The sequence below is a fragment of the Candidatus Pelagibacter sp. HIMB1611 genome (assembly GCF_052047715.1).
Taxonomy (GTDB): domain Bacteria; phylum Pseudomonadota; class Alphaproteobacteria; order Pelagibacterales; family Pelagibacteraceae; genus Pelagibacter.
Genome location: NZ_JBNAJM010000001.1, coordinates 1,232,584 through 1,248,026, shown reverse-complemented (window position 1 = coordinate 1,248,026; position 15,443 = coordinate 1,232,584). Strand labels below are relative to the sequence as shown.

18 protein-coding genes are annotated in these 15,443 nt (G+C 27.1%); 7 read left to right on the top strand and 11 right to left on the bottom strand.

Going from position 1 to position 15,443, the window contains the following annotated elements:
* Positions 1 to 3: 3 nt before the first annotated feature.
* Together lptE and holA are read left to right on the top strand one after the other, a co-directional pair.
* Entirely contained in the window at positions 4 to 480 is a 477-nt protein-coding gene (gene lptE / locus ACTTAS_RS06755) for an LPS assembly lipoprotein LptE (protein ID WP_440678830.1), read from the top strand.
* Positions 470 to 1,468, top strand: coding sequence for a DNA polymerase III subunit delta (gene holA, locus ACTTAS_RS06750; RefSeq protein WP_440678829.1), 999 nt, complete (start codon positions 470 to 472; stop codon positions 1,466 to 1,468). Before lptE ends, holA begins: the two co-directional genes overlap by 11 nt.
* Here holA and ACTTAS_RS06745 read toward each other — a convergent pair.
* From ACTTAS_RS06745 to hemE, 9 genes are all read right to left on the bottom strand, one after another.
* Positions 1,452 to 2,291, bottom strand: coding sequence for a ParB/RepB/Spo0J family partition protein (locus tag ACTTAS_RS06745; protein WP_440678828.1), 840 nt, complete (start codon positions 2,289 to 2,291; stop codon positions 1,452 to 1,454). The two genes, holA and ACTTAS_RS06745, sit on opposite strands and share 17 nt — an antisense overlap.
* The gene (locus ACTTAS_RS06740) at positions 2,291 to 3,085 is read right to left on the bottom strand and encodes a ParA family protein (protein ID WP_440678827.1); all 795 of its coding nucleotides are present in this window, start codon (positions 3,083 to 3,085) and stop codon (positions 2,291 to 2,293) included. The genes ACTTAS_RS06745 and ACTTAS_RS06740 overlap by 1 nt, the downstream gene beginning before the upstream one ends.
* A gap of 21 nt (positions 3,086 to 3,106) precedes the next feature.
* Positions 3,107 to 3,751 carry a 16S rRNA (guanine(527)-N(7))-methyltransferase RsmG gene (locus tag ACTTAS_RS06735; RefSeq protein WP_440678826.1) on the bottom strand — a complete coding sequence of 215 codons (645 nt, stop codon included), beginning with the start codon at positions 3,749 to 3,751 and terminating at the stop codon, positions 3,107 to 3,109.
* Positions 3,751 to 5,622, bottom strand: a complete 1,872-nt coding sequence (mnmG, locus tag ACTTAS_RS06730) for a tRNA uridine-5-carboxymethylaminomethyl(34) synthesis enzyme MnmG (protein WP_440678825.1) — start codon at positions 5,620 to 5,622, stop codon at positions 3,751 to 3,753. Before mnmG ends, ACTTAS_RS06735 begins: the two co-directional genes overlap by 1 nt.
* 117 nt (positions 5,623 to 5,739) lie before the next feature.
* Positions 5,740 to 7,071 carry a tRNA uridine-5-carboxymethylaminomethyl(34) synthesis GTPase MnmE gene (gene mnmE / locus ACTTAS_RS06725; protein WP_440678824.1) on the bottom strand — a complete coding sequence of 444 codons (1,332 nt, stop codon included), beginning with the start codon at positions 7,069 to 7,071 and terminating at the stop codon, positions 5,740 to 5,742.
* Positions 7,072 to 7,129: 58 nt separating this feature from the next.
* Positions 7,130 to 8,398 (bottom strand): transcription termination factor Rho, encoded by a 1,269-nt coding sequence (gene rho, locus ACTTAS_RS06720; RefSeq protein WP_440678823.1) that lies wholly within the window; start codon positions 8,396 to 8,398, stop codon positions 7,130 to 7,132.
* 65 nt (positions 8,399 to 8,463) lie between these two features.
* Positions 8,464 to 8,898 carry a protoporphyrinogen oxidase HemJ gene (gene hemJ / locus ACTTAS_RS06715; RefSeq protein ID WP_440678822.1) on the bottom strand — a complete coding sequence of 145 codons (435 nt, stop codon included), beginning with the start codon at positions 8,896 to 8,898 and terminating at the stop codon, positions 8,464 to 8,466.
* A gap of 3 nt (positions 8,899 to 8,901) precedes the next feature.
* The gene (hemH, locus tag ACTTAS_RS06710; protein WP_440678821.1) at positions 8,902 to 9,894 is read right to left on the bottom strand and encodes a ferrochelatase; all 993 of its coding nucleotides are present in this window, start codon (positions 9,892 to 9,894) and stop codon (positions 8,902 to 8,904) included.
* Positions 9,895 to 9,897: 3 nt separating this feature from the next.
* Positions 9,898 to 10,899, bottom strand: coding sequence for a uroporphyrinogen decarboxylase (gene hemE, locus ACTTAS_RS06705; protein WP_440678820.1), 1,002 nt, complete (start codon positions 10,897 to 10,899; stop codon positions 9,898 to 9,900).
* A gap of 267 nt (positions 10,900 to 11,166) precedes the next feature.
* Between hemE and ACTTAS_RS06700 the strand changes: the two genes are divergently transcribed.
* The 5 genes from ACTTAS_RS06700 to dnaQ are packed head-to-tail and all read left to right on the top strand — an operon-like array spanning position 11,167 to position 14,587.
* A complete protein-coding gene (locus ACTTAS_RS06700; RefSeq protein ID WP_440678819.1) occupies positions 11,167 to 11,994 on the top strand; it encodes a pyruvate, water dikinase regulatory protein in 828 nt (275 codons plus the stop codon).
* A complete protein-coding gene (locus tag ACTTAS_RS06695; RefSeq protein ID WP_440678818.1) occupies positions 11,984 to 12,571 on the top strand; it encodes a Maf family protein in 588 nt (195 codons plus the stop codon). The genes ACTTAS_RS06700 and ACTTAS_RS06695 overlap by 11 nt, the downstream gene beginning before the upstream one ends.
* On the top strand, positions 12,568 to 13,362 hold the full coding sequence (aroE, locus tag ACTTAS_RS06690) for a shikimate dehydrogenase (RefSeq protein WP_440678817.1): 795 nt from the start codon (positions 12,568 to 12,570) through the stop codon (positions 13,360 to 13,362). Before ACTTAS_RS06695 ends, aroE begins: the two co-directional genes overlap by 4 nt.
* Positions 13,352 to 13,924, top strand: coding sequence for a dephospho-CoA kinase (coaE, locus tag ACTTAS_RS06685; RefSeq protein ID WP_440678816.1), 573 nt, complete (start codon positions 13,352 to 13,354; stop codon positions 13,922 to 13,924). Before aroE ends, coaE begins: the two co-directional genes overlap by 11 nt.
* Positions 13,925 to 14,587, top strand: coding sequence for a DNA polymerase III subunit epsilon (dnaQ, locus tag ACTTAS_RS06680; RefSeq protein ID WP_440678815.1), 663 nt, complete (start codon positions 13,925 to 13,927; stop codon positions 14,585 to 14,587).
* Here dnaQ and ACTTAS_RS06675 read toward each other — a convergent pair.
* Positions 14,580 to 15,002, bottom strand: a complete 423-nt coding sequence (locus ACTTAS_RS06675) for a protein-export chaperone SecB (RefSeq protein ID WP_440678814.1) — start codon at positions 15,000 to 15,002, stop codon at positions 14,580 to 14,582. The two genes, dnaQ and ACTTAS_RS06675, sit on opposite strands and share 8 nt — an antisense overlap.
* Positions 14,992 to 15,411 carry an FxsA family protein gene (locus ACTTAS_RS06670; RefSeq protein ID WP_440678813.1) on the bottom strand — a complete coding sequence of 140 codons (420 nt, stop codon included), beginning with the start codon at positions 15,409 to 15,411 and terminating at the stop codon, positions 14,992 to 14,994. Before ACTTAS_RS06670 ends, ACTTAS_RS06675 begins: the two co-directional genes overlap by 11 nt.
* Positions 15,412 to 15,443 lie beyond the last annotated feature (32 nt).

Here is a 15,443-nt window from a genome sequence, read left to right as displayed (position 1 = left end):
AAAATGAAAAAAAAAATATTAATTACAATTACGATTTTATTATTTTATGGTTGTGGATTTACACCAGTTTATAAAAATGAAAATTTTTCAAATTTGTCTATTGCATCTGTTGAGTTTAGCGGTGACAGAATTATAAATAATATCCTTAATACAAAACTATTTAAATATAGAAATTCAAACTCTAAATCTAATTATGAATTAAAAATTAATAGTTCTTATTCAAAAATAATTTTAGCAAAAGATACGAGTGGAAATGCAACAAATTATGAACTTAGAGTATTTGTCAACGTAAAGACCAATAAAAAAAATAAAAATAATAATGAAAAAAATATAGAATTAAATTATTCAGAAAAAAATAATATTAAAAACGAAAATAACAACATAAGTCAAAAAAATTACGAAAAACAAATAATTAGCAATCTTGCATCAACAATTTCAAGAAAAATTGCCTTCGATCTCTCAAATCTAAATGATAATTAAAAGTCACGAGATAAAAAAACTATCATTAGATAAATATAATTTTTTTTTACTTTATGGAAAAAATGATGGTTTAAAAAATAAAATTACAGAAGAATTGATTGATATAAATACAAATATCAAGATTTATGAAGAAAAAGATATAGTTGATAACAAAAATGAATTTTTAGAAAGTATAAATTCTGGTTCTCTTTTTGAAAAAAAAAGACATTTTGTAATAAAAAGAATTACAGATAAAATCTTGAATATATTCAACGAAATTAAAGATAAAGATAGTGATGATGTAAAAATAATATTTAATTCAGATATTCTTGAAAAAAAATCTAAATTAAGAAATCTCTTTGAAAAAGATAAGAGATTGGTATGTATACCTTTCTACCCAGACACGGAACAAACCTTGGCTTCTTTAGCTTATAATTTTTTTAAAGAAAAAAAAATATCTGTTTCTCAAAATTTAATAAATATGATCGTGAACAAATGTAACTATGATAGAGTTATTTTATTTAATGAATTATCAAAAATAGAAAGTTTTTTAAAAAATCAAAAAAAATTAGATTTAAATAATATTTTAAAATTAATTAATCTAACTGAAAATATTAGTATACAAGAGCTTATTGACAACTGTTTAATCCAAAATAAAAAAAAAACAGTTTTTATTCTAAATGAAAATAATTTTAATAATGACGACTCAATCTTAATTATCAGATATCTTTTAAATAAATGTAAAAAGTTGGCTAGCTTAGTAAAAGAATATGAAAAAAACAGAAATATAGATCATACAATATCATCTGCTCGACCTCCTATTTTCTGGAAAGAAAAAAATATTATTAAAGAACAAATACAAATATGGAGTTTAAAAGATCTTAAAGTACTTATGTATCAAATTAATAAAATTGAGCTACAAATTAAAAAGAATATTTCCAATTCTTTAAATCTTATAAATGATTTTATTTTAGAAATATCAAATTATAAAACTAGTAATAAGATTTAATTATCTCAACAATCTTATTTAATTGATCTAAATCTTTGTATTCAAAACTTATTTTGCCTTTATTTCTTTTATTATTTTTAATATCTACATTTAATCCTATCTTATTGGATATTGATAATTCGAGTGCTGTGATATTTGTATCTTTTGTTAAACTTGATTTTTTTCTATTTTTAAAAATTTTAACAAAATTCTCAGCTTGTCTTACAGATAATTTTTTTTCAATAATTTTAGTTGCAACAAAGCTGGCATTATCAAGCCCAACTAAAATTTTAGCATGACCAGCAGTCAACTTTTGAGTTTCAATTAATTTTATTACATCTTCTGGCAAATTTAAAAGTCTTAAAGAATTAGTAATATGACTTCGACTTTTTCCAATAAATTTTGATACTTTTTCTTGATCATAAGAAAACTCATCAATTAATCTTCTATAACCTTGTGCTTCCTCAAGAGGGTTTAGATCATGTCTTTGAACATTTTCTACAATTGCAAATTCTAAAGATTTTAAATCATCAGCTTCAGTAATAACAACAGGAACATTGTGTAAACCTGCTCTTTGTGCTGCAAGCCACCTTCTCTCTCCAGCTATTATTTCAAATTTTCCTTCGCTATCAATTGACTTTCTAACAATGATTGGTTGTATCATTCCCCTTTCTTTAATTGAATTTGTTAAATCAATTAAATTATTTTTATCAAATATTTTTCTTGGCTGATACTTGTTTGGAACAAGATCACTTATTTGTAATTGATTTTTCTCCGGCTCTACTGTTGCCTCACCAATCAATGATGATAAACCTCTCCCCAATCCCTTTTTAATTTTATCCATTAAGCAGCACTTCCTATTGTTGACTCTTGATTTATAAATTCATCTGTAAAACTAAAATATGACTTACTACCTGGACATGATTTGTCATAAATTAAAACTGGCATTCCATGCGAAGGTGCTTCAGATAATCTAACGTTCCTTGGTATTACTGTTGAATAAACTTTTTCACTAAAATAATCTCTTGCTTCTTTTTCAACTTGTGAAGATAGTTTATTTCTTTTGTCATACATTGTTAAAAGTATACCCCTGATTTTTAATTCTGGGTTTAGACTTACTTTTATTCTTTCAATTGTCTTCATAAGCTGTGTTAACCCCTCAAGGGCAAAAAATTCTGTCTGCAAAGGAACTAAAAGCGACCCCGAACATACAAGAGCCATAACAGTCAATAGGCTAAGTGAAGGAGGGCAGTCTATCAGTATATAATCATAGGATCCTCTAGAATCATTTAAATAAGCGGCTAATTTACGTTTTAAGATAAAAGCTCTATTTGTATCATCAGCTGTTTCAACCTCTAGACCTGATAAGTCAACATTGGAAGTTACCAAATCCAAATTTTCAAACTGGGTTTTCTTTATCACTTGATAAATTTCTTTAGTTCCATTCAAAACACCATAAATTGTATCGCTTGAGTTTTCCATATTAGATAATCCAAGACCTGTAGTTGCATTTCCTTGAGGATCTAGGTCTATAACTAAAATTTTTTTATTATGTTGTGATAGTCCAGCTGCAAGATTTATTACTGTTGTAGTTTTTCCTACCCCACCCTTTTGATTTATGACCGAAATAATTTGCATTTAGTTTTTTTCAATTTCTTTTTAATTTTTTTTTTCAATTTTTTTTATATTTATCAAAAATGAATCCTTACTAGTTAAACTTTTCTTTTCTATATATTCTAAATTCCATTTTTTTTTAGAATTTTCAAAAACTTTTTTTCCGCTTTTACCCATAAAAAAAATTAAATTTTTATATTTTGAAAAATTTTCATAAACTAAATCTAAAACAACAGGCATAGGTTTAAATGCTCTCGACATAATTGTTCCTGTCTCTAAATTTTTTATCTCAAAAATATTTTTTTGAAAAACTTTCGTATTTAAATTTAATTTTTCTGAAACTTCTTTTAAAAAATGGCTTTTATGGTAGCTTTTTTCATACAAATGCACATTCATTTTATTTTTCATGTTTTTTAGCATAATTGCCACTATAATTCCTGGTAAGCCAGCTCCAGAACCTAAATCTGTGGTTGTATTACAATTTAAATCAACAAAATCAATTATTTGTGCTGAATCTATAATATGACGCTCAATTATTGCGTTTTTTGACGCTGTATTTTGACCAATTATGTTAATTTTTTTATTTTTTTCAAGAATAAGAGATATATAGTTTTCAAAGTCTAAAAATGTTTCACGTGAAACATTTAGATCATCAAGTCTAGAGTAAGAATTTAAAATTTCTTGATCCATTAAGCTATATGCTTAATAGACTTTCTTTTAACATGTGACAACAAAATATATACAGCTGCTGGCGTTATTCCATCAATTCTAAGAGCTTGACCCATAGTTTTAGGCTTTATTTCTTTAAATTTAGCTTTAACCTCATTAGATAAACCTGAAAGTCCATCATAGTTGATTTTATCAGGAATAATTAAGTTCTCATCCCTCTTAAATGCTAAAATATCTGCTTTTTGCTTTTTTAGATAACCTCTGTAATGAGCATTAATTTCTACTTGTTCATCAATTTCTTTACTAAAATAAGGTATTTCAGGCCATATTTCTCTAATTTTACTCATATTTACGTCTTTTTGAGTTAGCACCTCATTTGAAGACCTCAATATTCCATCTTTGGCTATTTTGATTCCAAATTTTTCTGCTTTAGATGGTGAAATACAAGATTTATTCATTTTTAAATTAATTTTTTCAATTTTATCAAATTTGTCTAAATATAAAAATTTTCTTTCTTCTCCAATTAACCCAATTTCTATTCCCTTAGCTGTTAATCTTTGATCTGCATTATCTGCTCTCAAACTTAGTCGATATTCTGCTCTTGATGTAAACATACGATATGGCTCAGCTACTCCCTTAGTAACTAAATCATCGATCATTACTCCTATGTAGGCATCAGACCTATCAAGGATAAAAGGCTCTGAATTTTTAACAGATAAAGCTGCATTGATACCAGCTATAAGTCCTTGTGCAGCCGCTTCCTCATATCCTGTAGTTCCGTTTATCTGCCCTGCAAGATAAAGATTTCTGATCTTCTTAGTTTCGAGGGTCAAGAATAGTTCACGTGGGTCTATATAGTCATATTCTATAGCATATCCTGGTCTTATAATAGTAACATTCTCTAAACCATTGATATTATTACATATTTCTTCTTGTACTTCAGCTGGGAGGGATGTGGAGATCCCATTTGGGTAAATTGTGTGATCATTAAGCCCTTCTGGCTCTAAAAAAATCTGATGACGAACTTTATCTGCAAATTTTACTATCTTATCTTCTATAGATGGACAATATCTTGGACCTACTCCTTTTATATTTCCTGAGTACATTGCACTTTTAGATAAATTTTTTTCTATAATTTTATGAACCTTCTCATTGGTATAAGTCATTCGACATGACACTTGTTTGTTAAAATTTTTTTTGGTTAAGAAAGAAAAAAAATAAGGATCATCATCTGCAAATTGTTCTTCAAGTTTTTCAAAATTAATCGTTCTTGCATCAAACCTGGGAGGTGTTCCCGTTTTCAATCTTCCAATTTTAAAATCATATTTTGCTAATTGTTCACTTAAACCTGTTGAAGGTTTTTCGTCGTACCTTCCTGCTGGTGTTCTTTCATCACCTATATGTATCAAACCATTTAAAAAAGTTCCTGTTGTTAGTATTAATTTGTTGCATAAAACTTTTTTACCTTCTTTAGTTTCAAAACCGCTTATAGTTTTTTTATTAAAAATAAACTTTATTACAGGATCTGAGAAAATACTTAAATTACAGTAGTTTATGAGTTTTTCTTGCATAAATTTACGGTAAAGCGATCTGTCTGATTGAGTTCTTGGTCCACGTACTGCTGGACCTCTGCTTCTATTTAATAATCTAAATTGTATGCCTGATTTATCCGCAACATCACCCATAACACCATCAAGTGCATCTATTTCTCGAACTAAATGACCTTTACCCAAACCACCAATTGCAGGGTTACATGACATCTCACCAATAGTTTCTATTTTATGGGTGAATAGGGCTGTGTTAACTCCTAGTCGAGCAGAAGCAGCAGCTGCCTCACATCCTGCATGACCTCCACCAATTACAACTACATCAAATGATAAATCATTTTTCATGGGTTGAATTTATATGTGAATACATAATTTACAAGACAGGCTTAATTTTTTGTAAATAAGCGTTAATTATCAATAGTTTTGGATAAAAAATGCCTAAAAAACAAGGAAAATAGGGGATTACTTACCGATGCAAAAATCGTTGAAAATACTACCTAATATCTCCTCAACATCAACTTTTCCAACGATCATACCCAAATGTCTAGTAGCTAATCTTAAATCTTCTGCTGCTTTATCAAAATCTTCAATTTCTTTTTTTTTATTAAAGTTATTCAAATGATCTAAACACTGTTCCAAATGTTGTCTGTGTCTTTCTCTTGTAATTAAAATATCATCACTAGTTATAAATTTATTTTTTAAATTATTTTTTATTTTTGAAATTAGTTCATCAATATTTTTATTATCTTTAATTGAGATTAAAACATGATTTATATTTTTAATTTCTGAATCAATTTTTTTTTCTAAAAGATCAGACTTGTTTATAACTAAAATTGCATTTTCATCTAATAAACCCTTCAAAACATCAGTAAAATCAAGGATTTTTGCATCCACCACTACAAGCTTTAAATCTGCTTCTTCGGCTCTATTTAAAGATAATTTAATACCTTTTTTTTCTATCTCATCTTTAGATTCTCGTATTCCTGCTGTATCGGATATTATTACGGGATAACCATCTATACTAAGATGAGTTTCTATAACATCTCTTGTAGTACCAGCTATTTCAGAAACAATTGCAACATCTCTATTTGATAAATGATTTATTAAACTAGATTTACCTGCATTAGTAGGTCCAAGAATTGCAATCTTAAACCCTTCTCTAATTCTTTCTCCAACTTTTTGATCATTTAAAATCTTTTCAATTTTTTGAATAACATCATTTGAATCATTTTTGATTTCACCCAAAATATTATTTGGCAAATCTTCATCGGGAAAGTCAATTTTAGCTTCAACATGAGATAAAATTTTTAAAAGTTTTTCTCTTAAAAAATTGAATTGATCTGCTGACTTACCATTCATGATTTTGATTGCTTGTTGTCTTTGAATTTCTGTTTCAGATGAAATCAGATCAGCTATACTTTCTGCTTCTAATAAATTTATTTTTCCATTTTGAAATGCAAGTTTAGTAAATTCACCTGGCTCTGCTAATCTACAATTATCAATTTGAGAAATAGAGGAGTGCAGGGCATCTACAACGGCTTTACTGCCATGAACTTGTATCTCTGCCATATCTTCACCTGTGTAGCTCTCAGGCCCCGGAAACCATAATATTATACCTTCATCAATTAACTCAGAAGTGTTAATTTTATTGATTTTTCTTAATGTTGCCACTCTTGGCTGAGGAACCTTTTTGCCTGTGAGGGTCTTGATTACTTTTGAAGATTGTTCTCCTGAAATTCTAACAATTGCAATACCTGAAACACCAGGTCCAGTAGATAAAGCATAAATTGTCATTTGAAGATTATATCTTCAAATTTGCATCTCTGTAAAACTTAAAATTTTATAGAAAATTTTATGCTGGTTTGTTCATTGAGTTAAAAAACTCAGCATTGTTTTTGGTATCTTTTAATTTTGAATTTATAAACTCTATTGCATCCATAGTTCCCATTGGAGCTATTATTCTTCTTAGTACATTCATTTTTTGTAAATCATTTTTATCAAACAAGAGCTCTTCTCTTCGTGTTCCAGACTTTGTGATATCTATTGCAGGATAGATTCTTTTATCTGCAATTTTTCTGTCTAAAACAGTTTCACTATTACCTGTTCCTTTAAATTCTTCAAAAATAACTTCATCCATTCTGCTTCCAGTATCAATCAAAGCAGTAGAAATAATAGTTAATGATCCACCTTCCTCAATATTTCTTGCAGCACCAAAAAATCTTTTTGGTCTCTGAAGCGCATTTGCATCTACACCTCCTGTTAAAACTTTTCCTGAACTTGGTATTACAGCGTTATAAGCTCTACCTAATCTTGTTATTGAATCTAATAAAATAACAACATCTTTTTTATGTTCAGTTAATCTTTTTGCTTTTTCAATAACCATTTCAGCAACAGCTACGTGTCTTTGTGCTGGCTCATCAAAGGTAGAACTAATCACTTCGCCTTTTACAGTCCTTTGCATATCTGTAACCTCCTCAGGACGTTCGTCTATCAATAGAACTATAAGATAACACTCTGGATAGTTTTTAGCTATTGAGTTTGCTATGCTTTGTAAAATCATAGTTTTACCCGCTTTTGGTGGTGATATAATTATTGATCTTTGACCTTTTCCGATTGGGCTAACTAAATCAATTAATCTCGGAGTAAGATCTGGCTTTTTTTCTATCTTTGTTTTTTCAATTTCCATTACCAATTGTTTGTCTGGGTATAATGGCGTTAAGTTATCAAACGCAATTTTATGTCTTGCTTTTTCTGGTTCTTCAAAATTTATTTTACTTACTTGTAGTAACGCAAAATATCTTTCACCTTCTTTAGGCGCTCTGACCGGCCCTTCAACCGTATCTCCTGTTCTTAAACCAAATCTTCTAATCTGACTTGGACTCACATAAATATCATCTGGTCCTGGCAGATAATTTGACTCCATTGCTCTTAGAAAACCAAAACCATCTTGTAGCAACTGCAAGACACCAACACCTGTTATCTCCTCTTTTTCTGCAACCTTTTTAAGTATAGCAAAAAGAATTTCTTGTTTTCTTAATGTACTAGCGTTCTCAATTCCAAGCTCTTCTGCTTGTGTAATAAGCTGTTCAGATGATTTAAGTTTAAGTTCTTGAATATTCATGATTTATTTTTTGATAAGGACTTACCAATAAGTTTAATATATATACTGTTTTTTTTATTTCAACCCTAGATTGGCTTAAAAATAGCTAAAAATACAACAATAATCAAAATTACAGTTGGTACTTCATTAATAATTCTAAAAAATTTAGAAGATTTTACATTTGTTTCATTTTTCAATGCTTGAAGACATTTGCCTAAATATTCATGATAAATTGATAGAAATAATACCAACACCAACTTGATTTGCATCCATAAATTTGAAAAAACTTCTAAGCCAATTAAATAAATTAATATTAATCCAAAAGCCCATGTTAGCAACATAGCAGGACGCATGATATAATTATATAGTCTCTTCTCCATCAAAATAAAAATATCAGTGGTTTCTTTTTTTTCTTTGTTTTCAACATGATAAACAAAAATTCTTGGGAGATATAAAAGACCAGCCATCCAGGAAACAACAGCAATTAAATGTAAGGACTTAAAAAGTAAATAAGTATTCATTGATCAAATATTTTTTTCAATTAAAGATTTTAATAAAATAATATGGTCCTCATTATCATTTAAACATGGAACCATATCAAAGTTTTTTCCTCCAGCATTTATAAAACTTTCTTTACCTTGAATTAATATTTCTTCTAATGTTTCCACACAATCTGATGAAAAGCCTGGACAAATTGTGAGGATATTTTTAATTCCTTCTTTGGGTAAATTTTCTAAGGTTTTATCAGTATATGGTTGAAGCCATTCTTGTGGACCAAATCTTGACTGGAAGGTAGTTTTGATTTTTATAGAATTAAACTTTTCTGAAATAAGTCTCGTTGTTTTATGACAATAGCAATGATAGGGGTCTCCTTTATCGAAATATTTTTTTGGTATTCCGTGGTATGAAGCTATGATTAAGTCTGGTTTCCATTTAATTTCATTAATTTTTTTATTAATTGAATTAACTAGTGCTTCAATGTAGAGAGGATTAGATTCATAATGTGGTATTATTTTCAGAGAAGGTTGCCATCTCATTTTCATTAGTGTTCTATAAACTTCATCACAAACTGTTGCGGTTGTTGCTGCTGCATATTGAGGATAAAGGGGAAGGATTACTAAATTTTCACAGCCCATCTCGTGTAATTTATGTATTTTGCTTTTTATGCTTGGGTTTCCGTATCTCATTGCAAAATCCAAAACGATATTTTCTTTTTGTAATAACTCAGAAGTTTTCTCACTTTGTTTTTTTGTATAATAGAGAAGTGGGGACATATTTTCATTTTTCATCCAAATTTCTTTATAAGCTTTGGCAGTTTTATAAGGTCTAAAAGTTAGGATAAATAAATTCAAAATTATTTGCCAAACTATAGGATTTACTTCGATCACTCTTCTGTCTGAGAGAAATTCCTTTAAATACTTTCTAATATCTAGCCAATTTGTTGAGTCTGGGGTACCCAAATTAATTATGAGAACTCCTGTTTTCCCATATTTTATTGATGGATGATTTTTATCCATAGTTTAATTATTTTTTACTATTTTAATTAAGTTTGCAACCATTTCTGGATTAGTTTCAGGAAGAATACCATGCCCTAAGTTAAATATGTAAGGATGGTCTTTGAAAATTTCTAAATATTTAAGAGTTTCTTTTTTCAAATTTTCATAATCCGTTAAAAGAACTTTGGGATCTAAACCTCCTTGAATAGGAATTTTTATATTTTTAAGTATTTTTTTAGGATCAACATTATAATCAATATTTATTGCATCAGGTTTAACTATCTCACAAAATTCTTTATAATTTTTAATCTCTCTTGGAAAGCATATTACCGGTACATTTAAAGATCTAATATATTCTACTAAATTTAAAGTAGGTGTATAAATATAATTTGGTAAATCTTTTTCTTCTAATAAACCGGCCCAACTATCAAAAATTTGAATAACATTTGCTCCGTTATCTATTTGGTTTTTAATATGTATTTTTAAAAATTTTTCTATGATTAATAAAATTCTATTTATTAAAAAATCATCTTTAAAAAAATTTTTATCTAAACTTTTTTTGGGAGATTTTAAATTAATCATATAAACTAAAAGTGTCCATGGAGCACCTACAAATCCAATAGTGTTTTTATCTTTAACTATTGGATCAGAGCTTACTTTTTTAATTGCTTTATAAACAGGATATATTTTTTCAACAAAATCTATCTCGTCCAATTTTGCTATTTTATTTAAATCTAGATTTTCTAACTTAGGACCAAAATTTTTCTCAAACCTTACTTTTTGACCTAAACCATAAGGTAACATTAAAATATCAGAGAAAATTATTGCAGCGTCAATATCAAATCTTTTCAATGGTTGTAGAGTTATTTCAGCTGATAAGTTGTCATTTAAACATAGATTAATAAAGTCAGGATTTTTTTTTCTGATTTCTCTAAATTCTGGCAAATATCTACCTGCTTGTCTCATTATCCAAAGAGGATTGAATGAAGTGTCTTTGTCGATAATTATTTTGTTTAAAGGTTTCATATAAGAGTCTTATTAATTATTGTAGTATTAATATATCTTGTGAATAAAGGTGATTATTTTTTATAAACATTATATTCACAACTTACCAACAAGTTTGATGATTAAAATTGTTTAAAATGAAGCTTTTTTAATTATTTGAATTTTTGTGGATTGTTTGAGCTTATTTATTATTATTGTTAATAAAAGTCAGGTTTTACAGATGTTATTGGAGAAATTTAAAATTGTATAATGTAATTAAAATTATACACGTTTATTAACAATTTATTTATGAGTAATACATATCAAATTTATTTAATTTCTGATTCTACTGGCGAAACTTTAGATAGAATATTCTTGGCTCTAAAAGCACAATTTTTAAATATAGAATATAAAGTTCATTCATATTCATTTACAAGAACAGAAAATCAAATTTTAAAAATTTTAGAAGATGCAAAAAAAAATGAAAATTCAATAATTTTATATACCATTGTAGATAACAACCTTGCAAAATATTTATCTAACGAAAGTGAAAAAAAAAAGATTCCTTGTTTTGGAGTATTGGGTAATTTAATTTTAAACTTTTCTAAAATTTTAAATCAAAAAGCTTCTCACGAACCAAGCGGGCAACATGTTTTAAATGATGAATATTATGATAGAATTGAAGCAATTCAATTTACCATGAATCATGATGATGGTAATTTAATAGATGAAGTAGAAAAATCTGATATTATTCTTGTTGGAGTTAGTAGAACTAGTAAAACACCAACATCTATTTATCTTGCAAACAAAGGATTTAAAACATCTAATATTCCTTTGGTTAATGAAAAATCTTTACCAGAAAGACTTAAACAAAATCCTCATATAACTTGTGTTGTTGGATTAAGTACAGAACCCGAGAGACTTGCCGATTTAAGAAAAAATAGAATGAATTCATTGAGAGAAACAGAAAGCATAGATTATATCAATCTAGAGAGTATAAAAAAAGAGGTTTTCCAAGCAAAAAAAACATTTCAAAAATATAAATGGCCTTTGATAGACGTAACAAGAAAATCTGTTGAAGAAACTGCTGCATCTATAATTAAAATACACGAAATATATTCAAATAATGCAAAATAAAATTATTCTAGCATCAAAAAGCAAAGTCAGAAAAGATATTTTAGATAAAAATAATATTCATAGCATTGTAGAACCTTCAAACGTTGATGAAGATATTATAAAATCATCTTTACTTAAAGAAAATGCTAGTCCAGAAATAATTTCAAAAAATTTAGCAGAGTTAAAAGCAAATAAAATTAGTGCTAAAATACAAGATAAAATAGTACTGGGAGCAGATAGTGTAATTGATTTGAATGGGGAATTAATTTCAAAACCCACGAGCAGAGAAGAGGCAATGACAATATTAAAAAAATTAAATGGCAAATCTCATTTTTTAATAAGCTCTGTTTGCATTTCAAAAAATGGTTCAATGATTTGGAATTACACTGATAAAGCTACCCTCATAATGAAAAATTTTTCAAATTTAGAATTAGCAGAATATTTATCCAAGATATCAGATGAAAATCTTTATGCTTATAATGTTTATCAGATAGAAGGGGAAGGTAGAAATTTGTTTAGCAGTATAATAGGTGATGAAGATACAATAATGGGCCTACCTATAAAAAAAATCAAAGAATATTTAAATTTGAAAAAATGAGAAAATACTTTGTAATTGGAAATCCAATTAAGCATTCTTTGTCTCCAAAATTACACAATTATTGGTTAGAGCAAAATAATATTAATGCAGTTTATGAGAAAATTAAACTCGAAGAACATGAAATTAAAAATTTTATACTTAAAATTAAAACCCAAGAAATAAATGGTTGCAATGTAACAGTTCCATTCAAGAAAACTGTAATACCTTTTTTGGATAAATTAAGTTTGGAAGCAAAACGAACACAATCAGTAAATACCATCTGTTTTCACAATGGTGAACTGGTTGGTTACAATACAGATATTGGTGGTTTCCAAAAAGCTATAAACAAATTAAATTACGAAGTTAAAAATAAAAAAATTTTAATCTTAGGTGCTGGAGGTGTAGTGCCGTCAATAATTTTTGCTTTAAATAAAATGGAAGCAGCTGAAATAACTGTAAGCAATAGAACTTATAAAAAAGCAGAAAATTTAAAATCTCAATTTAATGAAATAAATATTGTAAAATGGGGTGAAATACCTAAGTTTGATATAATTATTAATGCTACTAGCTTAGGTTTAAATAATGAGACTATCGATTTAAACATTTCAAAAATTGGTGAAGGCAAGTTGTTCTATGATGTTATTTATAATCCAAGTGAAACTTATTTTTTAAAAGATGGAAAAAAGTTAGGAAATCAAACAGAAAATGGTAAATTTATGTTTGTTTATCAAGCTTTTGAAGCATTTAAATTGTGGCACGATGTAGAGCCAATTTTAAATGACGAAGTTCTTAATTTATTAAATGATGATTAGAATAGGCATAGTTGGTGACATAGGTTCTGGAAAGACATTTGTTGCAAATAATTTTGGCTACCCTGTATTTAACGCAGATTATGAAGTTTCAAAGTTATATAAAAATAATAAAAATATTTTTTCTAAATTAAAAAGACAACTACCAAAATATATTTCTACATTTCCATTACAAAAAAGTGAGTTAACAAATGCAATTTTATCTAATAAGAAAAACCTTAAAATTATAATTAATTTAGTTCATAAAGAAGTTAGAAAAAAATTAAAAATTTTTTTAAATAAAAATCGAAATAGAAAAATTGTTATTTTGGATATTCCTTTACTGATTGAAAATAAAATTTATAAAAAAAATGATGTGCTAATTTTTGTTGATTCTAAAAAAAAAGATATTGATAAAAAAATTAAAAAAAGACCTAATTATAATGTTAACCTTATTAATATGTTTAGAAAAATTCAATTAAATCCAGTTTATAAAAAGAAAAAATCAAATTATATTATTGAGAATAAGTTTAAAAAAGAACCTATTAAAAAAGAAATTAAAAAAATTTTAACAGACATCTTATAAATGAAAGAGATAATTTTAGATACAGAAACTACAGGGATATCAGTAAAAGAAGGCCATAGAATTGTTGAAATTGGTTGCATAGAGTTGGACAATTTAATCCCAACCAATAATAAATTTCATTGTTATCTTAATCCGGAGAGAAAGGTTTCAGAAAAAGCGTTCAAAGTACACGGATACTCTGATGAATTTTTATCAAAGCAGAAAAAATTTAGTGAGATAGCAGATAATTTTTTAGAATTTGTTAAAGATAAAAGACTCGTTATTCACAATGCAGAATTTGATATAGCTCATTTAAATAATGAATTAAATTTATTTGATAAAAAAAAAATAGAAAATGAAATTATAGACACTCTAGAATTGGCAAGAAATAAATACCCAGGTTCACAAGCGAGCTTAGATGCTTTGTGTAAAAGATTCAGGATAGATAATTCAAGAAGAACATACCATACAGCTCTAATTGACTGTGATTTATTAGCAAAAGTTTATATTAATTTACTTGATCAAAAAGAACCAACATTAGATTTTAGAGAAAACACGCAATCAGAAAAGTATCAAAATATTAAACAAAATTATTACAAAAAAATTGTTACGCCAACTTCTGAAGAATTAAGCAAACATAAACAATATTTAAAAAATAATTTGAAGAAAAATTTTTTTAATTAAATTTTTGTTTATATAAATTTTCAAAATCAATTTTTTTTTCAAATTTAATATCTGGATAACCTGAATTATGTAATAAATCTAATAAAGCTTTTTCCATATTTGGATAAATTTCTTTTTGAACATCACACAAAATAATTTTTTCCAATTCTTTTTTGTCCTTAATTTCCTCATTAAGTTTAATTATTGTTGAATAAACAATTTCAAAATACGATTTTTTTTTACTTGGTTCTTTATCCAAATATTTAAACGTAGTGCAAATTTCTACCATTCTGTTTTTTAAAGCTTCAGAGTTTATATCAATGTCTAACTGATATTTTTCTATTCTATCTCTTACGAACAAATACGTTTCTAGGTCTGGTGTTTCACTAGATAAATCTTTTATATATTTACCTAATATTTTATATTTATTTGACATCGGCATCATCTATATCCTCAAACTCTCCATCTATAAAATTACTTTTTTTATTTTGTTTTGATCTAAATTTTTTTGAAAATTTATTTAAAATAAGTTTTCTACTTAAAGGAAATATTAATAAAAATCCCAAAAAGTCAGTTGCAAAACCAGGAATAATTAATAGTAAAGCTGCAAGAGCAATAGTAGCTCCTGAAATAATTTCATAAGCTGGTGTTTCTTGTTTACTTAGTTGGGTGAAACCAGCTCTTAAAGTATTTAATCCCTCATATCTTGCATAATAAATACCCAGAATAGCAGTTACAAAAATTAATAAAATTGTAGTAAATGCTCCAATTTGTGAACCAATTTTAATAAAAAGATAAATTTCAAGAACAGGTATAATAATTATTGAAAGTAAAATTGGGTTCATTTGTCCTTAATCTAAATTGCTGGTTGAAATTA